14 protein-coding genes, 1 pseudogene and 1 CRISPR repeat array are annotated in these 25,500 nt (G+C 59.7%); of the genes and pseudogenes, 11 read left to right on the forward strand and 4 right to left on the reverse strand.

The annotated features are described in order from the left end of the window. Nucleotides 1-29: 29 nt before the first annotated feature. From BMZ24_RS12970 to BMZ24_RS13015, 11 genes and pseudogenes are all read left to right on the forward strand, one after another. Nucleotides 30-344, forward strand: coding sequence for a DUF3467 domain-containing protein (locus BMZ24_RS12970; RefSeq protein ID WP_167364146.1), 315 nt, complete (start codon nucleotides 30-32; stop codon nucleotides 342-344). Between the two features lie 178 nt (nucleotides 345-522). After that, nucleotides 523-2,361: a GAF domain-containing protein gene (locus BMZ24_RS12975; protein ID WP_092192993.1), complete on the forward strand. Its 1,839-nt coding sequence runs from the start codon at nucleotides 523-525 to the stop codon at nucleotides 2,359-2,361. Between the two features lie 22 nt (nucleotides 2,362-2,383). Next, on the forward strand, nucleotides 2,384-4,528 hold the full coding sequence (locus tag BMZ24_RS12980; protein ID WP_092192995.1) for an HlyD family efflux transporter periplasmic adaptor subunit: 2,145 nt from the start codon (nucleotides 2,384-2,386) through the stop codon (nucleotides 4,526-4,528). Between the two features lie 171 nt (nucleotides 4,529-4,699). Further along, nucleotides 4,700-4,882 (forward strand): hypothetical protein, encoded by a 183-nt coding sequence (locus BMZ24_RS19545; RefSeq protein ID WP_143077916.1) that lies wholly within the window; start codon nucleotides 4,700-4,702, stop codon nucleotides 4,880-4,882. Between the two features lie 113 nt (nucleotides 4,883-4,995). Next, on the forward strand, nucleotides 4,996-6,975 hold the full coding sequence (locus BMZ24_RS12990; RefSeq protein ID WP_092192999.1) for a preprotein translocase subunit SecA: 1,980 nt from the start codon (nucleotides 4,996-4,998) through the stop codon (nucleotides 6,973-6,975). A gap of 75 nt (nucleotides 6,976-7,050) precedes the next feature. Continuing rightward, nucleotides 7,051-7,764, forward strand: coding sequence for an efflux RND transporter periplasmic adaptor subunit (locus tag BMZ24_RS12995; protein ID WP_092193001.1), 714 nt, complete (start codon nucleotides 7,051-7,053; stop codon nucleotides 7,762-7,764). Nucleotides 7,765-8,213: 449 nt separating this feature from the next. Continuing rightward, a pseudogene (locus BMZ24_RS20185) lies at nucleotides 8,214-8,258 on the forward strand (hypothetical protein); the annotation flags it as partial. A gap of 40 nt (nucleotides 8,259-8,298) precedes the next feature. Then, complete coding sequence (locus tag BMZ24_RS20190) at nucleotides 8,299-8,454, forward strand: hypothetical protein (RefSeq protein WP_244150365.1); 156 nt, start codon at nucleotides 8,299-8,301, stop codon at nucleotides 8,452-8,454. A 58-nt stretch (nucleotides 8,455-8,512) separates the two neighbouring features. Beyond that, entirely contained in the window at nucleotides 8,513-12,040 is a 3,528-nt protein-coding gene (locus BMZ24_RS13005; RefSeq protein ID WP_092193005.1) for a cache domain-containing protein, read from the forward strand. Nucleotides 12,041-12,211: 171 nt separating this feature from the next. After that, complete coding sequence (locus BMZ24_RS13010; protein ID WP_092193007.1) at nucleotides 12,212-14,608, forward strand: type I restriction-modification system subunit M; 2,397 nt, start codon at nucleotides 12,212-12,214, stop codon at nucleotides 14,606-14,608. Then, nucleotides 14,605-15,735 (forward strand): PDDEXK nuclease domain-containing protein, encoded by a 1,131-nt coding sequence (locus BMZ24_RS13015; protein ID WP_092193009.1) that lies wholly within the window; start codon nucleotides 14,605-14,607, stop codon nucleotides 15,733-15,735. The genes BMZ24_RS13010 and BMZ24_RS13015 overlap by 4 nt, the downstream gene beginning before the upstream one ends. Nucleotides 15,736-15,893: 158 nt before the next feature. Then, nucleotides 15,894-22,428: a CRISPR direct-repeat array (repeat unit 32 nt; unit sequence GTTTCAATCCACGCCCCTGCGAGAGGGGCGAC). 177 nt (nucleotides 22,429-22,605) lie between these two features. Here BMZ24_RS13015 and cas2 read toward each other — a convergent pair. From cas2 to cas7c, 4 genes are read right to left on the reverse strand one after another with little or no spacing between them, the layout of a single operon-like run. Then, nucleotides 22,606-22,896, reverse strand: a complete 291-nt coding sequence (cas2, locus tag BMZ24_RS13020) for a CRISPR-associated endonuclease Cas2 (protein WP_161949160.1) — start codon at nucleotides 22,894-22,896, stop codon at nucleotides 22,606-22,608. Between the two features lies 1 nt (nucleotide 22,897). After that, nucleotides 22,898-23,929 carry a type I-C CRISPR-associated endonuclease Cas1c gene (cas1c, locus tag BMZ24_RS13025; protein WP_092193013.1) on the reverse strand — a complete coding sequence of 344 codons (1,032 nt, stop codon included), beginning with the start codon at nucleotides 23,927-23,929 and terminating at the stop codon, nucleotides 22,898-22,900. After that, on the reverse strand, nucleotides 23,926-24,549 hold the full coding sequence (gene cas4 / locus BMZ24_RS13030; RefSeq protein ID WP_092193015.1) for a CRISPR-associated protein Cas4: 624 nt from the start codon (nucleotides 24,547-24,549) through the stop codon (nucleotides 23,926-23,928). The genes cas1c and cas4 overlap by 4 nt, the downstream gene beginning before the upstream one ends. Next, nucleotides 24,549-25,493: a type I-C CRISPR-associated protein Cas7/Csd2 gene (cas7c, locus tag BMZ24_RS13035; RefSeq protein WP_092193017.1), complete on the reverse strand. Its 945-nt coding sequence runs from the start codon at nucleotides 25,491-25,493 to the stop codon at nucleotides 24,549-24,551. Before cas7c ends, cas4 begins: the two co-directional genes overlap by 1 nt. Nucleotides 25,494-25,500: the final 7 nt, after the last annotated feature.

The following is a 25,500-nucleotide window of genomic DNA, read 5'->3' on the forward strand; positions in this document are numbered from 1 at the left end:
TGCAACATACAAGGAGTGTACACGTGACAATGGAAGACAAGACGCCCCAGGAAAAGGCGGAAGACCAGGCGGGCCAGATCCGCTGGGACGGCAGCCGCATGCGTACCACGTACGCCAACGTCTGCAACGTATCGAGCACGCGCGAGGAAGTGGCGCTCATGTTCGGCGTCAACAAGAATTGGCACCCGTCGCAGAAGGATCTGGTCATCGAGCTTTCCGACCGCGTCATCATCAACCCCTACGCGGCCAAGCGCCTGGCCATTCTCCTGGCCAACACCATGAACGAGTACGAGAAGCGTTTCGGCGTGATCAGTCTCGAAATGCCCGATGTCACGCCGCAATAGGGCGGGACGCGGACCTTTTCATCAGGCCCGGCACGGCGGCGTGTCGGGCCTTTACGCGTCTGATTCCGGGTTTTCCCCTTGTTTTTTGAGCAGATAGCTGGTTAACTGAGTACGTGAAAAGGGTTTGGTCTTCTGCCTGCTCCGGCGTCGCCGTTGCAGTTGATCGGGTTTCATCATTATGAGCAGCAACACTACCATACAGGACTCCGTACCGACCGGCGCAGGCTCCGTCCTGTCATGGGCCGAGTTCTCGTCGGCCTCGAGCACCCGGGAGTATTGCCAGGGGTGGATCGGGCTGCAAAGTGGCATGATTCCGGGTGTGATCCAGGGAATTCTGGTCACCGAGGGGGAGGACGGGCAGTTCACCCCCGCCGCCGTGTGGCCCTACGGCGGTGCGGACCCGGTCCGGCTGGCCGAGGCTCTGGAGCGGGTCATCGACGACGGGCGCGGCCTGGTGCTGGAACTGGACGCCGCGGACCGGTATGCCATGGTCTACCCCGTCCGGGTGGATGACAGGCTGTTCGCCGTGGTGGCAATGGAACTGGCGGCCGACAGCGAGGCCGATCTTAACCGGGCCATGGAGCAACTGCAGTGGGGTTGCTCGTGGCTGGAGTTGCTTCTGCGCCGCCGGGAGGCCGACAAGGACAAGGCTCGCCTGCTGCGCCTCGGAACGGCGGTGGACATGCTGGCCCTGACCCTGGACCGGCCATCCTGCCGCGAGGCGGCCATGACCTTCGTTACGGAGCTGGCCGCGGCATCGGGCTGCGAGCGCGTCAGCCTCGGCTTCGTGCACGGGCGCTCCGTCAGGCTGGAAGCCGTCTCGCACAGCGCCGAGGTCAACCTCAAGATGAACCTGACCCGCAACATCGAACGGGTCATGGACGAAGCCCTGCTGCAGCGCCGCGAGATCTCCTTTCCCACGGACGACGTCACGGTCATCTGCCGCGAACACGAGGCCCTGTCGCGCCAGCAGGCCATGGCCGCGGTCCTGACCCTGCCCCTCTACGGCCAGGACCGCTATTACGGCGCCCTGACCGTCGAACGCGCCGCGGACCAGCCGTTCACGGAACGCGATGCGGAATTCTTCCGGGCCGTGGGGGCCCTGGCCGGTCCCATCCTGGAGGCCAAGCGCCAGGTCGACCGCTCCGTCCTCGACCACGCCCGCGCCAGACTGTCCGAGGCGGCCGGGCGGTTGCTGGGCCCCCGGCACTACGGCCGCAAGCTTGCCGTGGCGGCGCTGGCCTGCGTGGCCGTATTTCTTTTCTTTGCCCACGGAGACTACCGCCTGCGCGCGGATATCGCCCTGGAAGGTGGGATTCGCCGGGCCGTGACCGTGCCCTTCGACGGCTTCATCCATCAGGCCCCGTTCCGGGCCGGCGATCTGGTGAACGAAGGAGACGAGCTCTGCCTCCTCGACGACAGGGACCTGCGCCTGGACAGAATGGTCACCGCCAGCCGTCTGCGGCAGCTGGAGCAGCAACTCCAGGAAGCCGTATCCCAGCACGATCGGGCCCAGTCCAGCATCATCCGGGCGCAGTTGAACCAGGTTCAGGCCGAGTTGGACCTGGCCGACGCGCAACTGGCCCGCACCCGCCTCACGGCGCCGTACTCCGGCCTCATCGTCAGCGGGGATCTGAGCCAACGCCTCGGCAGCGCCGTGAAGCAGGGCGACGTGCTCTTCGAGGTCACGCCGCTGGATTCCTATAGGGTCATTCTCAAGGTCGACGAACGACGCATCGCCGATGTCCGGGTCGGACAGCGCGGCGAGCTGGTCCTTTTTTCCCTGCCCGGGCAGGAGTTCGGGTTCACGGTCAGCAAGATCACGCCCATCGCCAAGGCCGAGGATGGCAGCAATTATTTCCAGGTGGAGGCGGCGCTGGACAGCGTGGACGAAACCCTGCGCCCCGGCATGGAAGGCGTGGGAAAGGTCGCCGTGGATCGGCGCAAACTGGTCCGGATCTGGATTCGGGACATGCGCGAATGGCTGACGCTCTTCTTCTGGAAATGGTTGCCTTGAAGCGCAGGAGCGGGGTTCGCGCATGAGCGTTTCGCTGCTCAGTCCTTCATGGTACAGGGTCGCCCCCCTCAAGCCGCGTCTGCGCAGCCATGTGCGCATCGAGCGCCACGATTATCGCGGCCAGGACTGGTATGTGATTCAGGACGGCTTCACGGGGCGCCATCACCGCTTTTCCTCCGAGGCCTACCAACTGGTGGGCATGATGGACGGCCGCCGGACCATGGACCAGATTTGGCAGGCCGTTTGCGCCCGCCTGGGCGACCACATGCCCACCCAGGATGAGGTCATCGAACTCCTGGCCAGACTGTACCGGGCCGATCTCTTGCAGACCAGCGCCATCCTCGACTTTTCGGATCTGCACCAGCGCAGCGTGAAGGGCAGGCGCAACCGCCTGTTCACGCAGTTGGCCTCGCCGCTGTCCCTGCGCTTCCCGCTCCTGGATCCGGACCGCTTCCTGACCCGGACAATGCCCTGGGTCCGTCCGTTTCTCGGCTGGCAGGCCTTGGTGGTCTGGATAGCGGTAACGCTCACGTCCGCCGTCTTGGCCGTCCTGCACTGGGACTCCCTGCAAGGCGATTTTTCCGACGCGCTTCATGGCATGGAGAATCTGCTGCTGATCAGCCTGCTTTATCCCGTGCTGAAAGTCCTGCACGAGTTCGGCCATGCCTACATGGTCAAGAAGGAAGGCGGGGAGGTGCACGAGATGGGGGTCATGCTGCTGGTCTTCATGCCCCTGCCGTACGTGGACGCGTCCTCGTCGACGTCCTTCCGGGACAAGCGTCAGCGCATGCTTGTCGGGGGGGCGGGTATCATGGTGGAGCTTTTCGTGGCCGCTGTCATGCTTCTGATCTGGCTGAACGTCGAGCCGGGAATCGTGAGCGCTCTGGCCTACAAGACCCTGCTCGTGGCCGGGGTGTCGACGGTCCTCTTCAACGGCAATCCGCTTTTGCGTTTCGACGCCTATTACATTCTTTCGGACTGGCTGGAGATTCCCAACCTGGCGCAACGCGGCGTCGGCTATCTGGGATACCTTTTCAAGCGGTATCTGCTGGGAGTGGAAAGCGCCGAATCACCGGCCCGCAGTCCCGGGGAAGCCCGCTGGTTGTTCTTTTACGCCGTGGCCGCCTTCTGCTACCGGATTTTCATTTCCGTGCGCATCGTGCTTTTCGTGGCCGGGCAGTTTTTTTTCGTGGGAATCGTGCTGGCCATCTGGGCGGTGTTCATGATGCTCATCATGCCCACGTGGCGCGTGGCCGCTTTTCTCGTCAAGGATACTCATATGCAACGTAAGCGCCTTCGCATCATCATGATGGTGGTTCTTCCCCTGGCTCTGCTGGCGGGGGGGCTGGCTGTGGTCCCGGCGCCGCTGTACACCAACGCCGAAGGCGTAGTCTGGGTTTCGGAGGAATCCCGGGTGTACGCCGCTGCCGGCGGGATGGTCGAGGCCGTGGTCACTCCCGGCGGGACCGCCGTAAAATCCGGCGATCCGCTGATCCGCTGCGCGGACCCGTTGCTGGAAACCCAGGTCCGGCTCTTGCTGGCCCGCCGGGAGGAATTTCAGGCCCGCCGCCAGTTGAGCATGAACAGGGCCCGCGCCGAGACCGCCATGCTGGAAGAGGAAATCCGGAGCATCGAAACGGAGATCGATCGCGCCCAGGAGCGTCAGGCGGCCCTGATCACGCGCAGCCCCGCGTCCGGGATTTTCGTGCTTCAGGACGAGGCTGATTTGCCGGGCCGATTTCTGCGGCGCGGCGAACCTGTGGGCTACATCCTCGACCCGTTGCGCATGCAAATCAGGACCGTGGTTCCCCAGGCCGACATCGAGCGCGTCCGCTCGGATGTCCGAAGCGTCGAGGTGCGGCTGGCCGAGAACATCGGGCAGGTGCTGCCGGCGCGGGTGTTCCGCGAGGTACCCGCCGCGAGCCGCGTGCTGCCGAGCCTGGCCTTCAGTCTCGACGGCGGTGGCCGGTTCGCCCTCGACCCTCGGGAAAAGGACGCCCCACATGTGCTGGAACGCCTCTTTCAGTTCGACCTGGTGCTTGAGGGATCCGTACCAGGCAACGTGGAGGAGCGTGTCTACGTCCGCTTCGAGCACAGCTCCGAACCCTTGGCCTTGCGGGCCTACCGGGCGTTGCGGCGCCTCCTCCTCACCCGCTTCGCCTTATGATTGCGCCCAGAATGCATTCTGGCTGCGTTGCTGCGGGAAAAATGGAAACCTCATGTAGACGGCTACACTTCGGCTTCCATTTTTCCTTTGCGCCTTGCCACAATGCATTCTGGACGCAATCACCGAGAAATGGTCGGCGAAGGGTTTGAGAATGTGTATAGAGGAGTTTTGATGCTGCATCTGACTCATCCCCCAGCCATAGGTTGCGTGATGAACTGTGGTGGAAGTGCCGGAGTTTTCATTCTGCATCTGACTCATCCCCCAGCCAGCCGCGAAGTTCGGGCCGAGAGGCCTGACCGGGTCGAGACGTGGCTGGAGCGGCAGGTGCACCGGGTGCACGGAAACCTCATGTAGACGGCTACACTTCGGCTTCCATTTTTCCCTTGCGCCTTGCCACAATGCATTCTGGACGCAATCACCGAGAAATGGTCGGCGAAGGGTTTGAGAATGTTTATAGAGGAGTTTTCATGCTGCATCTGACTTATCCCCCAGCCAGCCGCGAAGTTCGGGCCGAGAGGCCTGACCGGGTCGAGACGTGGCTGGAGCGGCAGGTGCACCGGGTGCACGGGCGCCTCCAGGGTCTGGCGCCCCGTGGTTGGGTGCGGCGGGAGGCGGAGGCGGTCAACGCGGCCGGGGCGCGTTTCGCCGGGATGGACGGGCGGGGGCTGGCCGCCGAGACGGGGGTGCTGCGCGAACGGCTCCTGGCCGACGGGTTCCTGCCGGAGCATGTGGTGGACTGTTTCGCCCTGGTCCGGGAGCAGGCCTTCCGCACCCTCGGCATGCGGCATCACGACAGCCAGGTCATGGGCGCCCTGGTCATGCTGCGGGGCATGGTCGCCGAGATGGAGACGGGCGAGGGCAAGACCCTGACCGCCACCCTCACGGCGGCTACGGCGGCCCTGGCCGGGCTGCCGGTGCACATCATCAGCGTCAACGACTACCTCACGGGCCGCGACGCGGAGAACATGGGGCCCCTGTACCGCGCCCTGGGCCTGAGCGTCGGTTCCGTGGTCCACGGGCAGGGGCCGGACGAGCGGCGCAGGGCCTACGGCTGCGACATCACCTACGCCACCAACAAGGAGCTGGTCTTCGACTACCTGCGCGACCGCCTGACCCTGGCCGACCGGCCGGACCCCATCATGATCCAGGCCGAGAGCCTGCTCGGACGCGGTTCGCGCACCGGGCGCCTGCTCATGCGCGGCCTGCACTTCGCCATCGTGGACGAAGCCGACAGCGTGCTCATCGACGAGGCCAGGACGCCGCTCATCATCTCCGGTTCCTCGGGCGCCGACGAGGAGCGGGACTTCCTGGGGCAGGCCCTGGAGCTGGCCGGGACCTTCGTGCGCGACACGGATTACGAACTCGACGAGGCCCGCCGCCAGATCATCCTGACCCCGGCGGGCCGGGAGCGCATCGAGGAGGCGGCGCGGCGGCTGGGGGCCCTGTGGAGCGGCATGGTGCGCCGCGAGGGGGCCGTGCACCAGGCCCTGACGGCCCTGCTCCTGTTCCGCCGGGACGAGCAGTACCTGGTGCGCGACGGCAAGGTGCAGATCATCGACGAGTTCACGGGCCGCGTCATGCCCGACCGTTCCTGGGAGCAGGGGCTGCACCAGATGATCGAGCTCAAGGAGGGCTGCGAGCTGACGCAGCGCCGGGAACCCCTGGCCAAGATCAGCTATCAGCGTTTTTTCAGACGATACCTGAGGCTCGCGGGCATGACAGGCACGGCGCGTGAAGTGAAGGGCGAGCTGTGGAATGTCTACGGGTTGGCCACGCTGCGCATGCCCACCCACCGGCCGGTGATCCGGCGCAGGCTAAAGGAGAGGGTTTTTCCCACCCGGCACGATAAATGGCGGGCCGTGGTGGATCGGATCGGTGAATTGCACCGGCAGGGCCGGGCCGTGCTTGTCGGGACGCGAACCGTGGCGGCCTCCGAGGAACTCGCTGCCCGCGTTCGGGAAGCAGGGCTGCCCCATCTGGTCCTGAGCGCCAAGCAGGACGCCGAGGAGGCCGAGGTCATCACCCGGGCGGGCCAGCCGGGAAGCGTGACCATCGCGACGAACATGGCCGGGCGGGGCACGGACATCATGCTTGCGCCCGAGGTGCGCGATGCAGGCGGCCTGCATGTCATCATCACGGAATACCACGAGGCCGCGCGCATCGATCGTCAATTGGCCGGGAGGTGCGGGCGGCAGGGTGACCCCGGAAGCTTTGAAGGGATTTTATCCCTGGAGGATTTTCTGTTCCAGGGCAAATGGGGCGACCCCTTTATCCGCGTGGCCATGTTTGCCGTCACCCGGACGAGGATGCCCCAATTCGCGGCGCGCCTGCTGCTGAGGCGCATGCAGCGCAACGTGGAGCGGCACAACACGCGGCTGCGCCGAAACCTGTTCCGGCAGGACCAGGCGCAGGGAAGCCTGATGTCCTTTGCCGGCCGGTTCGAGTAAACAACGTCTTTTTCCCCGTGTTTGAGCTGTTTCCGGTCCAAACGCGGGGGCCATATGCATCGAGGAGAACACGAGATGAAACGCGTATTTTTTCTGGCGCTGCTGTGCATGTTGGCAGCCACGGTTCGAGCCGGGGAACTGCCGCCTTTCGAAGGGCTTATCGAGCCTCGGGAGACCGTCAATTTCGGCAGTCAGGTTCCGGGCATCCTGGAGAAGGTGATGGTGGAGCGGGGAGAAAAGGTCGAAGTCGGGCAGATCCTGGCCCGGCTCAAATCCGGGGTCGAAGCCGCAGCCCTGCGCACGGCCGAGGCCAAGGTGGATTTCGGGCAGCGCAAGTCCCAGCGCAACGAGGAACTGACCAAAAAAAAGCTCATTTCGATGCATGAAAAAGACGAGATCGAGACCGAGCTGCAGCTGGCCCGGCTGATGGTGGCCGAGGCCAAGGCGCAACTCGAAATGCGGGTCATCCGCAGTACGATCAAGGGTGTGGTGGTCAAGCGTACTGGCGCACCCGGCGGCTATGTCGGCGAGGAACCCTTCCTGACCGTGGCGCAGATCGATCCCTTGAGCGTCGAACTGGTCATCCCGGTCCAGTATATCGGCTCCATCAAGGAAGGTGTCACGGCCAAGGTCCTGCCGGATGAGCCGGTGGGTGGCGAGTACAGCGCCAAGGTCGTGATCGTGGACAAGGTCATCGATGCCGCCAGCGGAACCTTCGGCGTGCGACTGGAACTTCCCAACCCCCAGTTCAGGCTGCCGGCGGGCATGAAGTGTCGGGTTCTCTTCTGATCGTGGACACGTCGCAGGGCCGGCAGGCCATGTTTTCGAGAGCGGAATCCTTACGGGTTCAAACGAAGTCGGGCGGGGATACAAAAGGCGGATTCCAAGATTGGAATCTACGACCCGCCTTATCTTTTGCGCGTCCTGTACCCGCACTCTGGATCACAACGGCTCCTCTCTAGCCCTCTCAACCTTTTTCGGCACCGAGTCTTTTTTCGAGATCAAGATCGGTCGTGGCTATTTCTTGTCGAGTTCGCAGACGCACAGAAAATCATGATGGGCTTCGGTGACGCTTTTCATTTTTGATGAGCGTTGTCGCAAGCTGGTAATGATAGTCCGCGACTCCCGGCAATAATGAAACAATACATGATACGTTGAAATTCCATGCAGCAGAACTTGATGCCCTTAGAGTAATAGCAGATGCTGCTGATAAAAGTAAAAACGCATTCTTAGGCAGCATGAGCCATGAGCTCAGAACCCCGATAAATGGAATTTTTGGACTGCTTCAGTTTCTTCAGACAACAATAACAGACCGGGGTGAAAATGGTCGAGCAGTTGCACGAGCTGGAGCGGGGTCACAATGTGATGCCCGACCGGGAAGGACGAGTCGTCGAGTTCAAACGCGATGTCAACGAGCTGCTGACCCTGGCCGGTCAGCCGCTGCGGTACCAGCGCGCGGCCGGGGGGGACGAGGTATGAGGAATGGACTTTTGATCCTGATGGGCCCGCACTACGGCATTGCTACAGGGGAGAGACTATGCGGCTAATCGCCAACGAAAAGTCAATTCCGCGCATTCATCTGGTCGGCACGCTTTTGATTGTGCTTCTGCTAACGGTCGGGCTTGCCGGCTATAACTTGTGGCAAAGCCGCAAGGATGCGCAATCATCCTTCGACCGCATTGAGCAGGCCCTCGCCGGGCAGATCGACGCACGTCTGAAGGATGAAATGCACAACAGCATCAGCACCATGGAATTTATCCGTAGCCAGACTGAAGCTGTTCTGCGCGAAAGCATCAAGCTACAGGTGGATAGCGCCTACCAGATTGCCGAAGCCATTTACACCCGGGATTCTGCCCTCCGACCGGCGGCCGAAGTCCAAAAAATGATCGTCGAGATGCTCCGGCCGATACATTTTTACGATGGCCGCGGCTATTTTTTCATTGATGACATGAACGGCCAATTCATCCTGCTGCCCACGTCGCCAAAGCTCGAAGGCAAGACCTTGCTCGACAACCAGGATGACGCCGGCCACTATATAATGCGGGGCCTGATCGCCGCCGCAAGACTGCCGAGCGGCGAGGGCTTCTCGCGCTATCGATGGTACGCGCCGGAAAATCCCACAGTGATGGCCGAAAAGCTTTCCTACGTCCGCCATTTCGAGCCTTACGACTGGCTGATCGGCACCGGCGACTATCTCCACAAGTGGGAGGAAAGGCAAAAGCAGGAAGCGATATTGCACCTGCGTACTCATCACTTCGGCACAACCGGCTACGTCGTGCTGTTTGATGCCGATGGCCGGTCGTTGCTCTCGCCGTCCAATGCCGCGCTCGAAGGCAAGACGGAAGCCGACCTGCCTGTCTTTGAACGCAGCGTTCTCGAAAAGCTGCTGAGCACTGCCCGAGCCGGCGGCGGCATCGTCCACTACGATTGGCCGCAAACAGACAGCGGTACACTGGCGAAAAAAACGGCTTATGTTCAGACCTACTCACCCTGGCAGTGGGTTGTGGTGACCACTTTGTCCGATGACGAGATGCATGCGGCGGTCGCAGCAGAACAGCAAACTCACGCGCGATTGAGTGCCAGGCAGGCACTGACAAACATGCTGGCAGGACTGCTGGCTTTGCTGTTCGGACTGGTCGTCTCATTGATATTCTCGCGCTGGATGCGTCAATTGTTCAAGGAGTACCACCGCAACAATCTTGTCCAACAAGACACCTTGCGCCAACAGGCAGATGTTTTGCACAAAACCCAGGCCAGTCTGCAAGAAAGTGAGCACCATTTTCGCACCTTGGCGAATGGCGGCACTGCGCTGATCTGGACCTCCGGTACCGATAAGCTGTGCAACTACTTCAACGAACCCTGGCTACGCTATACCGGTCGCACCCTCGAACAAGAGTTCGGCAACGGCTGGACGGAAGGCGTGCACCCGGATGACTTCGATCACTGTCTGAAAGTTTTTGTCAGTCATTTCGACCGCCGCGAACCATTCTCGATGGAATACCGTCTGCGCAAGTCTAGCGGCGAATATGGGTGGATTCTCGACTTGGGCAACCCGCGCCATGACCGAGAAGGCAACTTTAGCGGCTATATCGGATATTGCTACGACATCACCGATCGCAAGCTGGCCGAGGATGCCCTGCGGGAGACGGAGAGATTCCTCAAAAGCTCACAACAAATTGCACGGTTAGGCAGTTGGCGTTTGGATCTGGCAACGAACCAGGTCGTGTGGACGGAGGAGCTATACAAAATGTACGGCTTTGATCCGGACCTGTCCCCACCGCCATATTCCGAGCACATGAAACTGTTTACCCCGGAAAGCTGGGCAAGGCTGTCCGCGGCCCTGGCCCATACCGCGGAAACAGGAGTGCCCTATGAGCTTGAACTTGAAAGCGTGGGGAAAGATGGCGTCACTGGATGGATGTGGGTACGGGGAGAGGCCGTAAAGGACACGGAAGGCCGCATTGCCAGTCTTTGGGGGGCAGCGCAGGACATTACCGAGCGCAAGCGAGCGGAGGGTTCGTTGCGGGAGAGCGAGGCCCGCTTCCGCCTGCTCTTTGAGAACGCGCCTCTGTCGTATCAGTCGCTGGACGAGCGGGGATATTTTCTCGACGTGAATAAAAAGTGGCTGGAGACAATGGGCTATGAACGGGAAGAGGTGATCGGCAAATGGTTCGGGGATTATCTCGGGCCGAGTTTCAAGGAGCACTTCGACACGAATTTCCCTCTGTTCAAGCATGCTTGCGTCATCGACGGCGTGGAGTTCGACATGATGGCCAAGAACGGGCAAATCCTCAGCGTTGCGTTCAATGGTCGGGTGCAGCTCACCCGTGACGGCGAGTTCCTGCGCACTCACTGCATCTTTACCGACATCACTGACCGCAAGCGGGTCGAGACGGAACTGCTTCTGGCCAAGGAGGCAGCCGAAGCCGCGAATAGAGCCAAGTCCGAATTCCTGGCCAACATGAGTCACGAGATCCGCACCCCCCTGAATGGTATCATGGGCATGCTCCAACTGCTCGAAACGACCACGCTGGACGAGGAGCAACTGCATTTCTGTTCTCTCGGTATCCAGTCGACCAATCGTCTCACCAGCCTGCTTTCGGACATTTTGGACCTCTCCCGGGTAGAAGCGAGCATGATGCTCGTCCGTTCCGAACGCTTCAACCTGCAAAGCGCACTGAATCAGGCCATTGACCTTTTCGAGCCTGTCGCTGTCCAGACCGGTGTCGCATTGACACGTCATCTTGACCCAGGACTCCCGATTTGGGTTGTCGGCGATTCCATCAGGCTCCAGCAGGTGCTTACCAATCTGATCGGCAACTCCTTCAAATTCACCAAGCGCGGGCACGTGCACGTCGAGGTCTATCCGCTTCCGTCTCGCAGCAATGATAGCTTCAGAGTTTTCATCGCCATTGAAGATATGGGGTGCGGCATCGCGGGTGAAGATCTTGGGAATTTGTTCAAACCGTTCACCCAGGTAAGCCAGGGATATACTCGAAACCACCAGGGGGCCGGATTGGGGCTGGCCATCAGCAAGCATCTGGTGAGCCTCATGGACGGGAACATCGCCGTGGAAAGCGAGGAGGGAATCGGGACTACCTTTGCTTTTTGCGTGACCTTCGGCAGGGAAGCGCAGCTTCATGATGGCGAGGTTACGGCGGAATGCCGCACCGCGCCGCAGGTGTCCCGCCGGATTCTTTTGGCCGAAGACGACGAAACAACGGTTTTCAGTATCAGCAGACTGTTGGAAAAATCCGGACACCGCGTCACCGTGGTCCATAACGGTCAGGAAGCCCTGGAAATGCATGAGGCGAACGATTTCGACCTCATCCTCATGGATGTATCGATGCCGGTCATGGATGGCATCGAAGCCTGCCGGCGCATTCGAGGCTCTGAAAACTCCCACAAGCGGGATATCCCGATCATTGCTCTGACAGCCTACTCCATGACCGGGGACAAGGAGAAGTTCCTGGCTGCGGGCATGAGCGGATACGTAGCAAAGCCCGTAAATATGGAGATCCTCATGCAGGTGATGTCCGAAACGCTCGCAGAACAAGGGCGTTAGGGAAGCAGACGCACCACCTCAAGCCTAAGCCGCGCAAAGAGTAAAGACTCCTGCTTCTATCGCCTCTAATTCTTGACACTTCCAAATTGATCGGGCTTAGGTAGCAGGCTGCAACAAATAGACCTTTCCCGGCCCGGGATCGGCCTGTCCACCATAACCTAAGACGCGATCATGGCACTCAAAAAATCCGAACTTTATTCCTCTCTCTGGGCTTCCTGCGACGAACTGCGCGGCGGCATGGATGCCAGTCAGTACAAGGACTATGTCCTCGTTCTGCTGTTCATCAAATACATCAGCGACAAATACTCGGGCCAGCCCTACGCGCCCATCACCATCCCCGCCGGAGCCAGCTTTGCGGACATGAGCGCCATGAAGGGCAAGTCCGACATCGGCGACCAGATCAACAAGAAGATTCTTGCCCCCTTGGCAACAGCCAACAAACTTTCGGATTTTCCGGATTTCAACGACGCCACCAAACTCGGCACCGGCAAGGAGATGGTGGACAGGCTGACCAACCTGGTTGCCATTTTCGAGAACCCGGCCCTGGATTTTTCTAAGAACCGGGCCGACAGCGACGATATCCTGGGCGACGCCTACGAATATCTCATGCGCCATTTCGCCACCGAGAGCGGCAAGAGCAAGGGGCAGTTTTACACGCCCTCCGAGGTCAGCATGGTCATCGCCCAGATCCTGGGCATCCGCGAGGCCCAGACGTCCGCCAATACCTCGGTTTATGACCCGACCTGCGGTTCGGGCTCCCTCCTGCTCAAAGTGGCCCACGAGGCGCGCACGTCCGTGACCCTCTATGGTCAGGAAAAGGATGCCGCCACCAGCACTCTGGCGCGCATGAACATGATTCTGCACGACAACCCCACCGCCCTCATCGTGCAGGGCAACACCCTGACCGATCCCAAATTCACTGAAAACGGCGCCCTCAAGACCTTCGACTTCGTGGTCGCCAATCCGCCTTTTTCCGACAAACGCTGGACCAGCGGACTCGATCCGGAAAATGACGAACACGCACGCTTCCAGCCCTTCGGCGTGCCACCGGCCAAGCAGGGAGATTACGCCTATCTGCTGCACATCGTGCGGTCCCTCAAAAGCACCGGCAAGGGCGCATGCATTCTGCCCCACGGCGTGCTCTTCCGGGGCAACGCCGAGGCCGCCATACGCCGCAATCTGGTACGCAAGGGCTACATCAAAGGCATCATCGGTCTGCCTGCCAATCTCTTTTACGGCACCGGCATCCCGGCCTGCATCATCGTCATCGACAAGGCCGAAGCGGCGGGCCGCAAGGGCATCTTCATGCTCGACGCCAGCTCCGGCTTCATGAAGGATGGCCCCAAAAACCGCCTGCGCTCCCAGGACATCCACAAGATCGTGGACATGTTCACCAAGGGCCTGGAGTTTCCCAAATACTCGCGCATGGTCAGCATGGAGGAGATCGAGAAGAACGACTTCAACCTGAACCTGCCGCGCTACATCGACAGCCAGGAGCCCGAGGATCTGCAGGACATCGAAGGGCATCTGCGCGGCGGCATCCCCCAGGCCGACGTGGACGCCCTGTCCCGCTACTGGAATGTCTGCCCCGGGCTCAAGTCCGCCCTGTTCGCCCCAAACCGGCCCGGTTACCTCGATCTCACGGTGGACAAGGCCGGCATCAAGGTGGCCATCTTCGAGCATCCGGAATTCACGGCCTTCATGTCCGGCATGCAGGCCCACTTCACGCTGTGGCGCAACTCGGTCTGCGCCACCCTAAAAAGCCTCACGTCAGGCTTCGCGCCCAAGGATCTGGCCGCGCGCCTGTCCGAAGAACTCCTCGCCCATTACGCGGGCCAGCCACTTATCAAGCACTACAACGTGTACCAGCACTTCATGGACTACTGGGCCGCGACCATGCAGGACGACTGCTATCTCATCACGGCCGACGGCTGGATCGCCAAACCCTGCCGCATCATCGAAACGGACAAGAAGGGCAAATCCAGGGACAAGGGCTGGACCTGCGATCTCGTGCCTAAGCCCCTGATCGTGGCCCGCTACTTTGCCAGGGAACAGGCCGCGCTGGATGCACTAACGGTAGATTTGGAAACCGTATCCGGCCGCATGACCGAACTGGAAGAGGAACACGGCGGGGATGAAGGCGCATTTGCCGAACTGGACAAAGTCAACAAGCCCTGCGTCAGCGCCCGAATCAAGGAGATCCGTTTCGACGCCAGCGCCAAAGAAGAAGCCGCCATCCTGAGCACATGGCTCAAACTCTGTCAGCAGGAAGCGGACCTCAAAAAGAAGGTCAAGGAGGCCGAAGCCGACCTCGATGCGCTGGCGTACCGGCACTACCCCAAACTGACCGAGGCCGAGATCAAGACCCTGGTGGTGGAAGACAAATGGCTGGCCAGCCTGGAGACCGCCATCCACGGCGAGATGGACCGCATCAGCCAGGCCCTGACCCAGCGCGTGCGGGTGCTGGCCGAACGCTACGCCAAACCGCTGCCGCAGCTGGTGGAAGAGGTGGACGCACTGGCGGCCCGTGTCGATGCGCACCTTCGACGAATGGGGGTGACACCATGAATTCGCCGAGGAATTTTGAGCAGCTTGTCAGTCTTTGCCAGCAGACGCATGAGGAACTCTATGTCAGAGCCGTCCGCGTCGTGGATGCCCACCTCGTTGTCCGGAACTGGCTCTTCGGCTACTATATCGCGGAATTCGAGCAGTTGGGCGCAGATCGCGCCCAATATGGCGTCCGGTTGCTCGGAAACTTGGCAGATCGACTCAAACCATTGAAAATCAAAGGTACTTCCGCCACCCGCCTCAAACTTTACCGCTCATTTTATCGCCTCTTCCCAATTGGTCCGACAGCGTCGGACCAATTGGGGCAGCTCCCGAAGCCCTCGGAGATAAGCCCGACACCGTCGGACCTATTGACCGCCCAAGGATTGCAGGGTCGACAGCCGCTGGCTGGAGCACTCATCAAGCACTTCCCCCTTGGCTGGTCCCACTATGTCGAACTGCTCACCCTGGACGACATCGCCGAACGCCGTTTTTACGAGATCGAGGCCGCCGCAAACCAGTGGACGGTGCGCGAACTCCAGCGGCAGATCGCCAGCAGCCTTTACCAGCGCCTCGCCCTCAGCCGGGACAAAGACGAAATCCGCCGCCTTGCCGCCGAGGGGCAGGTGGTGGAAAAAGCCGCCGATCTTATCAAGAACCCCCTAGTGCTGGAATTTCTCGGCCTTGAAGACCGTCCGCACTACTCCGAGGAAGACCTGGAATCCGCCATCATCGACCAACTGGAGACCTTTCTCCTTGAGCTGGGCAAAGGCTTTCTCTTCGAAGCCCGACAAAAGCGCTTCACCTTTGACAACGATCACTTCCGCGTGGACCTCGTTTTCTACAATCGTTTACTACGATGCTATGTCCTCATTGACCTCAAGCGCGACAAGCTCACCCACCAGGATCTCGGACAGATGCAGATGTATGTGAACTACTTCGACCGCCACGTGAAGCTGCCCGAGGAACTGCCCACCGTCGGCATCGTGCTCTGCCACCGCAAAAACGACGCCCTGGTGGAACTGACCCTGCCCCAAGCCGCCAATATCTTTGCCTCCAAATACCAGCTCTACCTGCCGTCCAAAGAGGAGCTGAAAGCTCGCCTGGAACAAATCACCTCCGAGTTGGAAGGAGGCGAGCAGCCATGAACGCTGTCGATGCGTGCCCGAAGGGGTACAAGCAGACTGAGGTGGGGGTTATTCCGGAGGAGTGGGGAGTCGAAATGGTTGGCGATGCTTTCGAGATTCGCAACCAATTGCGCCTGCCGATTAGCCAAATGGTCCGCAAACTGGCCTGTCAGGATCACGTTTCAATCCACGCCCCTGCGAGAGGGGCGACTTGTTAATAAGCTTCTTATTCATCAATTCCCAACGGTTTCAATCCACGCCCCTGCGAGAGGGGCGACTTAAATCACCGCCATGAATAGTGACATGAGGACCGTTTCAATCCACGCCCCTGCGAGAGGGGCGACCCGATTGGGATTCCGCGCTCGCCTACGGACGACATGTTTCAATCCACGCCCCTGCGAGAGGGGCGACACAAGGACGCCGAGGAATAGAATGGCCGAAATGGTTTCAATCCACGCCCCTGCGAGAGGGGCGACCCGATTGGGATTCCGCGCTCGCCTACGGACGACATGTTTCAATCCACGCCCCTGCGAGAGGGGCGACCCGGAGACACTTCGGCCTTGATGCGCGAGCAGTAGTTTCAATCCACGCCCCTGCGAGAGGGGCGACTTTGAGTTGACATGGTTTTTTTCCTCATTTGGCGTTTCAATCCACGCCCCTGCGAGAGGGGCGACCCGGAGACACTTCGGCCTTGATGCGCGAGCAGTAGTTTCAATCCACGCCCCTGCGAGAGGGGCGACTTTGAGTTGACATGGTTTTTTTCCTCATTTGGCGTTTCAATCCACGCCCCTGCGAGAGGGGCGACCACGGGAGGATTCGCGCTCGGTGCGATGACGGTGTTTCAATCCACGCCCCTGCGAGAGGGGCGACGGGACATCCCCGAAAACCTCTTCTCGCTCTTCCAGTTTCAATCCACGCCCCTGCGAGAGGGGCGACTTGGGGCGCTCCGGACTGCGCATGACCGACCAGTGTTTCAATCCACGCCCCTGCGAGAGGGGCGACTCGAAATTCCTGAAATTTGTCTTGATCCTTGGGAGTTTCAATCCACGTCCCTGCGAGAGGGGCGACCCAAGCAGTCCTTGAACAAATCCGCCCACCGTGTTTCAATCCACGCCCCTGCGAGAGGGGCGACCGATGCGCATCAATTCACTCTCAACTGTTGCGAGTTTCAATCCACGCCCCTGCGAGAGGGGCGACCGCTGGAACAATCCAATGGGCGTATCGACGTACAGTTTCAATCCACGCCCCTGCGAGAGGGGCGACCGACACGAGCGGGCCAACTCCGTCGAGTTCCGCAGTTTCAATCCACGCCCCTGCGAGAGGGGCGACCCCCTGCCTGGCGTTGCAATTCCGTTTCTGGCGAGTTTCAATCCACGCCCCTGCGAGAGGGGCGACGAGGATTTCGGCAAGGTCCGCGTACTTCGACTTGTTTCAATCCACGCCCCTGCGAGAGGGGCGACACCAGCCCGCTCTCCGTTGCGGGTATTGACGATGTTTCAATCCACGCCCCTGCGAGAGGGGCGACCCCCTGCCTGGCGTTGCAATTCCGTTTCTGGCGAGTTTCAATCCACGCCCCTGCGAGAGGGGCGACGAGGATTTCGGCAAGGTCCGCGTACTTCGACTTGTTTCAATCCACGCCCCTGCGAGAGGGGCGACACCAGCCCGCTCTCCGTTGCGGGTATTGACGATGTTTCAATCCACGCCCCTGCGAGAGGGGCGACCCCCTGCCTGGCGTTGCAATTCCGTTTCTGGCGAGTTTCAATCCACGCCCCTGCGAGAGGGGCGACGTCACGCCAACACCAAACATATCTGTCCACGACGTTTCAATCCACGCCCCTGCGAGAGGGGCGACTCGTCTTTCTGCTCGCGCACGGACTCGATGTAGCGTTTCAATCCACGCCCCTGCGAGAGGGGCGACCAACGTGCCAGAACTGTCTTTGTCCTTTGCAGTGGTTTCAATCCACGCCCCTGCGAGAGGGGCGACTCGGCCAAAAAACAGCAATCTGAAGCAGAAACAGTTTCAATCCACGCCCCTGCGAGAGGGGCGACCTCCCATTTGTTGCCACCCGTCACGGAGTTGATGTTTCAATCCACGCCCCTGCGAGAGGGGCGACGTCCGTAGGCACTGCGTATGCGGTCGAGGTCAAATTGTTTCAATCCACGCCCCTGCGAGAGGGGCGACCTCGCCCTTGACCATGCGGTCCCATATCTGGGTGTTTCAATCCACGCCCCTGCGAGAGGGGCGACCCAAGCCCTCGCGCTTAAAAAACTTGCAGTTGATGTTTCAATCCACGCCCCTGCGAGAGGGGCGACACTGGCGCGGGCTGGAGTGTGGGCCGAAGAATGCGTTTCAATCCACGCCCCTGCGAGAGGGGCGACATAAACCTATCATACATGATACCCCCCTTAAATGTTTCAATCCACGCCCCTGCGAGAGGGGCGACTGAGCGCACCATGTGCTATTCGTGCTTTCTTGATGTTTCAATCCACGCCCCTGCGAGAGGGGCGACTCCTGGGGTCCGTGCGAAATGCTTACTTGTAGTTGTTTCAATCCACGCCCCTGCGAGAGGGGCGACCCCCGCGTTGGCGCGGCAGTAGCGGGCTGTGTCGTTTCAATCCACGCCCCTGCGAGAGGGGCGACCTGCGGTATGAGTGCCAAGCTCAGCCTGGAGGTAAGTTTCAATCCACGCCCCTGCGAGAGGGGCGACTCCTGCGAAGCTCCGTGATTGAGTGGTGGGCGGTGTTTCAATCCACGCCCCTGCGAGAGGGGCGACCCGGGATGCGGATCAATCCAAATTTCTCAGCATGTTTCAATCCACGCCCCTGCGAGAGGGGCGACCGCCGAGGGCGTGGCGGTCACGGTGCGGTGCAAGCCGTTTCAATCCACGCCCCTGCGAGAGGGGCGACTTGACGTTGCCATGTCTCAGGCCGTGGCCCCTGTTGTTTCAATCCACGCCCCTGCGAGAGGGGCGACGACGAATAGTCATTCTAATAATTTGTGCAGAAGTGTTTCAATCCACGCCCCTGCGAGAGGGGCGACTAAAAATCTCGGAGAATCCAAGCAGGATTTTTTGTTTCAATCCACGCCCCTGCGAGAGGGGCGACTGCTCCATCTTGTTGATGAGCCCCATGTCTTCAAGGTTTCAATCCACGCCCCTGCGAGAGGGGCGACCTGGAACAACAAGCATTGCAACCCACCTATGGATGTTTCAATCCACGCCCCTGCGAGAGGGGCGACCAGATCGTCCGGATCGTCCACGGGGGTTTTATGTTTCAATCCACGCCCCTGCGAGAGGGGCGACAGAGTGGCGCTGCCTGCCCGAAGAGCCGCGTTATGTTTCAATCCACGCCCCTGCGAGAGGGGCGACCACGCACGCGGCCCTCGTCCACGCCTTCCTGGTGTTTCAATCCACGCCCCTGCGAGAGGGGCGACCACCGGCATCCGCAAGAACGCGCTGGCATCTATAGTTTCAATCCACGCCCCTGCGAGAGGGGCGACGAGGACGGCGCTCTGGTTGCCGGTCTGGTCAGTGTTTCAATCCACGCCCCTGCGAGAGGGGCGACCTGCCCAAATAGCCGCGATAGCGGTCGCTTATGGTTTCAATCCACGCCCCTGCGAGAGGGGCGACTCCGACCGCAAGAACAGACCCTGTTCCTTCTGGTTTCAATCCACGCCCCTGCGAGAGGGGCGACCTCCGTGCCTTGGCGAGCCGGTATCGATCCTGCTGTTTCAATCCACGCCCCTGCGAGAGGGGCGACGGCGTGGCGAGCAGTGCGCAGATTGAGGAGGCGTTTCAATCCACGCCCCTGCGAGAGGGGCGACCGACCTTCATTTACGGCCCAGAACTGACCGGGATGTTTCAATCCACGCCCCTGCGAGAGGGGCGACCGCGGCCAGCATCAACACCGTGGCGCTATCGGCAGTTTCAATCCACGCCCCTGCGAGAGGGGCGACCCATGTACGAGGCGAGAAGTGCCGTTCGGAATCGTTTCAATCCACGCCCCTGCGAGAGGGGCGACGGACAAGCGCGTCCTGTCTCGCCAGACGGTTTATGTTTCAATCCACGCCCCTGCGAGAGGGGCGACGCTTGAGAACGCTGACGAGTCGGCTATTTACTTGTTTCAATCCACGCCCCTGCGAGAGGGGCGACAAAATCCCGTGGACTATCGCGGGAAGTTAAGAGGTTTCAATCCACGCCCCTGCGAGAGGGGCGACGTGGACAAGCTAAAGGCAAACTTGGCGGCTCCAAAGTTTCAATCCACGCCCCTGCGAGAGGGGCGACCGTTGTTTACGACGCGCAGGAACTCACAATTGGCGTTTCAATCCACGCCCCTGCGAGAGGGGCGACCGGGCCGTTTGGATTCAGCAGATTCGGCGGGCTTGTTTCAATCCACGCCCCTGCGAGAGGGGCGACCGAGCCAGCCGAACAGACCGTTGCGACTGACATGGTTTCAATCCACGCCCCTGCGAGAGGGGCGACACGCCCATTCCAGTTGTCGCCGCGCTGGCCGGGGTTTCAATCCACGCCCCTGCGAGAGGGGCGACGCCCGGGCCACGCGCTTTTCGCCCATGAGTTCCGTTTCAATCCACGCCCCTGCGAGAGGGGCGACCACATGCGATTGGCTTAAATCGGTGCTTGCTTGAGTTTCAATCCACGCCCCTGCGAGAGGGGCGACCTCGTCCAGGATTCCGACTGCGATTTCAACGGTGTTTCAATCCACGCCCCTGCGAGAGGGGCGACCGGGACAAGAGGACATCACTGGCAACGCAAGCGGTTTCAATCCACGCCCCTGCGAGAGGGGCGACTCGGCTTCGCGCAGGTAGCGCAGGGCGATGGACGAGTTTCAATCCACGCCCCTGCGAGAGGGGCGACACGGCGTGGCAAGTGCGTCGCAGATTGAGGAGGCGTTTCAATCCACGCCCCTGCGAGAGGGGCGACCTTGGGGGCAAATTGCTTGCGGATTTTTAAGCTGTTTCAATCCACGCCCCTGCGAGAGGGGCGACGTAGCGTCGTTGTCCCAACGTATGACAGTAGATGGTTTCAATCCACGCCCCTGCGAGAGGGGCGACTACGGCGGAGGCGGCATGACGGTAAACATCATCGTTTCAATCCACGCCCCTGCGAGAGGGGCGACGCCGACTCGTCCACCAACGCCGCCGCACTCGCTGTTTCAATCCACGCCCCTGCGAGAGGGGCGACCGTAAACCGCAGCGCGTTTTCAAGCGTGTTCTGGTTTCAATCCACGCCCCTGCGAGAGGGGCGACCAAGACGGTACGCGCTGCTGTGTCCGATGTCCAGTTTCAATCCACGCCCCTGCGAGAGGGGCGACGCGCATCTCATGCAGGTGCCACGCCCCGTCTTCGTTTCAATCCACGCCCCTGCGAGAGGGGCGACACGGGCGATGACAGAGTTGTGGTCGACGAGAATGTTTCAATCCACGCCCCTGCGAGAGGGGCGACGCGACCTGATCACGGCCGCGATGCATATACCCATGTTTCAATCCACGCCCCTGCGAGAGGGGCGACCTGATCGTCGATTCGCTGTCGTTGACAACCATGCCGGTTTCAATCCACGCCCCTGCGAGAGGGGCGACCGAGAAGATTCTTTGTTGTGTTGTTGTAATAATTGTTTCAATCCACGCCCCTGCGAGAGGGGCGACATGAGCTGCACGGTCTGGTTGCCGGTCTGGTCGGTGTTTCAATCCACGCCCCTGCGAGAGGGGCGACCCCGGATGCTCTGCCACGATCACGGTCAGAGTGGTTTCAATCCACGCCCCTGCGAGAGGGGCGACTCTTGTCAATGTGGAGGATTTCGCACATTTCGTGTTTCAATCCACGCCCCTGCGAGAGGGGCGACCCCGGCGGGCGTCGGGTAATTCCGCCGTAAGGCGTTTCAATCCACGCCCCTGCGAGAGGGGCGACTTTCTAGCATCACGGAGGTGCTTGAGTTTGAGTGTTTCAATCCACGCCCCTGCGAGAGGGGCGACAGATGGACCTTGATTGTTACGACGGCGTATTTGGAGTTTCAATCCACGCCCCTGCGAGAGGGGCGACCGCATGGGGCTTCTTTTTTGGAGGAGATAGTAAGGTTTCAATCCACGCCCCTGCGAGAGGGGCGACCTTGCTAGAGTAAACGGAGGTTGGAGTGATAACGTTTCAATCCACGCCCCTGCGAGAGGGGCGACCTCCACATCCTGATCGGCAATGCGGCGGTCCTTGGTTTCAATCCACGCCCCTGCGAGAGGGGCGACCAGGCGCAGGGGCTAGACGTTCGTCAACGCCGAAGTTTCAATCCACGCCCCTGCGAGAGGGGCGACGGCCTCAATCACCAACTCCTCGGCGGTCGAGGTAGCGTTTCAATCCACGCCCCTGCGAGAGGGACGACCGAATGTAACAAGTGCCAGGTCGCGTGTCAGGAAGTTTCAATCCACGCCCCTGCGAGAGGGGCGACGACGCGGCCAGCCTGCGCCGTCACCGGCAAGGTGGTTTCAATCCACGCCCCTGCGAGAGGGGCGACGCGGTGTCTGCAAAGATGGTGGTCGATCTGGATGTTTCAATCCACGCCCCTGCGAGAGGGGCGACTGCATCTACGGCAGACTTATCTTCCGACACACTGTTTCAATCCACGCCCCTGCGAGAGGGGCGACAGCGCAAGGCCGTTGTTAAGTCGGATCGGGAATGGTTTCAATCCACGCCCCTGCGAGAGGGGCGACTGTCTGTCATGCCAAGCGTTGCTGCTCGGGATCTCAGAAGGCTCATTCCGCGAAGCCGTTCCTCAATCCCTGCTTTCAGAAGCGTCGGATCATGGCAGAGCCATAATTATCCTACAAAACAACATCCTACGTACATCGCGAACCTCCCGGCAATTCCGCCTCCGCTTGGGGTTCGCGCTACAGAATCAGCGGGGCTTCGGGATCATACGCGGGCTTGGCCCCGACATGCTCGATCTTCCGTTTCCAGTTTGCTCCCAGATAGTAGAAGCGCAAGCTGTCTTTCTCCTCATCCATCTCACTGAGCAGCCTGTGTTTAAGACGCGTCCACTGCGCAGGATCAACCACGCATTCGAACACGGAATACTGAACCCGCTGGCCATAATCCTGACATGCCTTGGCTATGCGCCTCAACCGCCGTTGCCCGCCAGGGTCCTCAAAACTTACGTCGTAACTGATCAGTACCAACATACTACTTCCATACAAACGGTGGGTATCCGTCCAAGTCTCCACGCAGCCATCGCGCCATGAGCATGGCTTGGACATGGAAGACGAGTCCCATGGAAATCCGTTCATTCAAAAACGGATGCACAATTTCATCCTGTTTGCGTTTCTGGTAGGCGACAAGCAGTGTCTTGCGTGCCTCATCTGTCATTTTAACCGCGCCAGTTTCCAGAACCTCGAAGCCGTCTTTTTTGATCTGTCCCAAATTGATGAGGGACAACGCCAACCGATCGGCAACAAATGCCCTGAATTCCTCCATGACATCCAAAGCCAAACCATGCCTGCCGGGTCGATCTCGATGCAAAAAGCCCACTTCAGAATCCAGTCCGACACATTCCAGGGCGCTACGCACATCATGACCCAGCAGAGTATAAATAAACGACAGCAGGCAATTCATCCGGTCCAGGGGTGGACGCCGACTTCGCACGGTAAAACGGAATTCCGGCTCCTTCGACAGGATCAGATGGTCGAAGACGCCGAAATAGGCGTTGGCCGCTTCGCCCTCGATACCGCGAGCAACATCCAGGCTGACCGACTGTTGCAGACGGTGCAGGCAATCCTTCAAATGCAATACCTCGCTTTCAAGGGCAGCCCCTTCGACCTTGTCACCATGATCCCGCACGACTCGCTGCAATACGCGGCGGGAATTGATGACCTTGGCGCTGATGATGGACCGGGCCACCTCGGCGCTGGCTTCCTGAGAATCTGCCCGTCGATACTGCTCGCGCCTTAGCAGTACATTTCCGGATATCGGACCCTGCACCCGCGCGAGAAAGCGGCCATGCTCCGTCAGAAAGCTGAAGCCCAGCCCTCGCTCGGCGGCAAAACCCATCAGGAACGGGCTGCACGAAACCTGCCCAAAACAGACCACGCCCCCCAGCGTATGAATCGGCACACGCAGTTTGACCGTGTTTCCCACACGCACGGCCACGCACTCTCCTTCCTTAGCCAGATATGCGCCCTGAGTCGTTACGTAGAGCGTGTTGAGCAGCTTTTTCATTCAGCGTCCGCCATGGCCGCCAGATATTTGCTGACGGATTTGTTTTTGGGTAGCTCCGGCATGCACAATTCGAGCAGTGAGCAGGCATCACATTTCGCATCATAATGGGCCGCAGGTGTCTGACCCGATGCGATGAGTTGATGCAGACGTTCCGACGCGTCTTCTGTCTCCGCACGCAGAGTTGCGTCGAACATCACCACCACACGCCTTCTGGTTTTTCCATAAAACAACGCTCCTTCCGTTATGGACACACCAAGCATTTCCTCCAGAGCCATGGCCTGGGCGCAAAGTTGGATTCTATCCCAATTGGCAGCCTTGCTGCGGCCACGCTTGTATTCGATGGGATACACATCGCTTTTGTCCGAGCCAAACTCGACCACATCGGCAATACCTGAAAGACCAAGCCGCAACGTACGCAAGGGAAGACTGCGTGCAATTCGTCTTCCTGCACGCACACAGTCTTCCCCGGAATCAACCTTTTCGTGAAGGATGCGACCTTCAGCCGTGAACAGATTCTCTTCCCAAACTCGCTCAATATGGATGAGCGCGCATTGCCGCTCGCAATAGAGCAGATGCTGTAGAGCGGATATTGGGAGAAGATCGTCTTCGGTGTACGCCACTAATACACAGATTCTTCTGGCCAGACTTTGATCTCGATACCCGAAGGTATTTGATCCTTATTTACTTCAATAAGGTAATCATCCTTACTCCGAGGCAAGTTGCTCATTTTGGTTACAGTCACACGTTCAAACAATCTGCCCGATAGTTCATTTCCCAGATGACTGTTGTGCTTGAAAATAACAAGTTTTCGAGGATTCATCTCGCCTCGTGCTGCTGCCCGGTCATGTTCAAAAGCATTGATCAGTGATTTCCAGAGAAGCTGTAAATCTTCCTCAGAGAATTTTGTTTTTGCTGCATCAACGGCGGAAACAAAGCCATGCATCCGATACATTGCATACGGTACTGTTGCCTTACGCCCAAAAGTGGATGCAAACTCCCGTTCATTTGCCAATTGCTTGTCCCGTTCTTTTTCAGTTGTTACGCAACAGCGAGTAATGGAATGCTCCGCCTGATAAATGCGATCTTCTGAGCGGGAAAAAGTGAACTGTACCGGGCCGCGGACCGTGCCGCCACCTTTAACTTTTTTCTTAGGGCTTTTTTTCTTCGCTCCTTCTTCTGTCTCGTCACTTGATTCGGAACTTTCAGACTCTCCGGTACTCAAGACAGCGCCGAATGCCCTGATATCCCAATAGTCCTTGCAAAGGCTTCCTCTTTTTGCCTGCGTAGTGGTCCCTTCTGCCTTGGCTATCAGAGCATTCAAAAAGGAGTCATCGTCAGCAATGTCTCTCTGGCGAATAAAAATATCATGAGGTGATTTGAGCCCGCCATTTAAAGCAACATAATTTCTAACCTTTCGCTTTATACAAACATCGGTAACAATCCCTCGTTGGTCTTCCGTATCAATCCGAGGGAGGTTGACTTGGTCGGGATCACCGTTAGGGTTGCCATCTTTAACGTCGAAGAAGAAAACGAAATCATACCGATTCTTGATTGGTTCACTCATTGTATCT

This window comes from Desulfomicrobium norvegicum, from assembly GCF_900114595.1.
GTDB lineage: Bacteria > Desulfobacterota > Desulfovibrionia > Desulfovibrionales > Desulfomicrobiaceae > Desulfomicrobium > Desulfomicrobium macestii.

Excerpts from the sequence above, each read along its gene's own strand:
- BMZ24_RS12995 (WP_092193001.1), top strand. The coding sequence starts at position 7,051 with ATGAAACGCGTATTTTTTCTGGCGCTGCTGTGCATGTTGGCAGCCACG.
- BMZ24_RS12970 (WP_167364146.1), top strand. The coding sequence starts at position 30 with ATGGAAGACAAGACGCCCCAGGAAAAGGCGGAAGACCAGGCGGGCCAG.
- BMZ24_RS13015 (WP_092193009.1), top strand. The coding sequence starts at position 14,605 with ATGAATTCGCCGAGGAATTTTGAGCAGCTTGTCAGTCTTTGCCAGCAG.
- BMZ24_RS12980 (WP_092192995.1), top strand. The coding sequence starts at position 2,384 with ATGAGCGTTTCGCTGCTCAGTCCTTCATGGTACAGGGTCGCCCCCCTC.
- BMZ24_RS12990 (WP_092192999.1), top strand. The coding sequence starts at position 4,996 with ATGCTGCATCTGACTTATCCCCCAGCCAGCCGCGAAGTTCGGGCCGAG.
- BMZ24_RS20190 (WP_244150365.1), top strand. The coding sequence starts at position 8,299 with ATGGTCGAGCAGTTGCACGAGCTGGAGCGGGGTCACAATGTGATGCCC.
- BMZ24_RS19545 (WP_143077916.1), top strand. The coding sequence starts at position 4,700 with ATGCTGCATCTGACTCATCCCCCAGCCATAGGTTGCGTGATGAACTGT.
- cas1c (WP_092193013.1), bottom strand. The coding sequence starts at position 23,929 with ATGAAAAAGCTGCTCAACACGCTCTACGTAACGACTCAGGGCGCATAT.
- cas2 (WP_161949160.1), bottom strand. The coding sequence starts at position 22,896 with ATGTTGGTACTGATCAGTTACGACGTAAGTTTTGAGGACCCTGGCGGG.
- BMZ24_RS12975 (WP_092192993.1), top strand. The coding sequence starts at position 523 with ATGAGCAGCAACACTACCATACAGGACTCCGTACCGACCGGCGCAGGC.
- BMZ24_RS13005 (WP_092193005.1), top strand. The coding sequence starts at position 8,513 with ATGCGGCTAATCGCCAACGAAAAGTCAATTCCGCGCATTCATCTGGTC.
- cas7c (WP_092193017.1), bottom strand. The coding sequence starts at position 25,493 with ATGAGTGAACCAATCAAGAATCGGTATGATTTCGTTTTCTTCTTCGAC.
- BMZ24_RS13010 (WP_092193007.1), top strand. The coding sequence starts at position 12,212 with ATGGCACTCAAAAAATCCGAACTTTATTCCTCTCTCTGGGCTTCCTGC.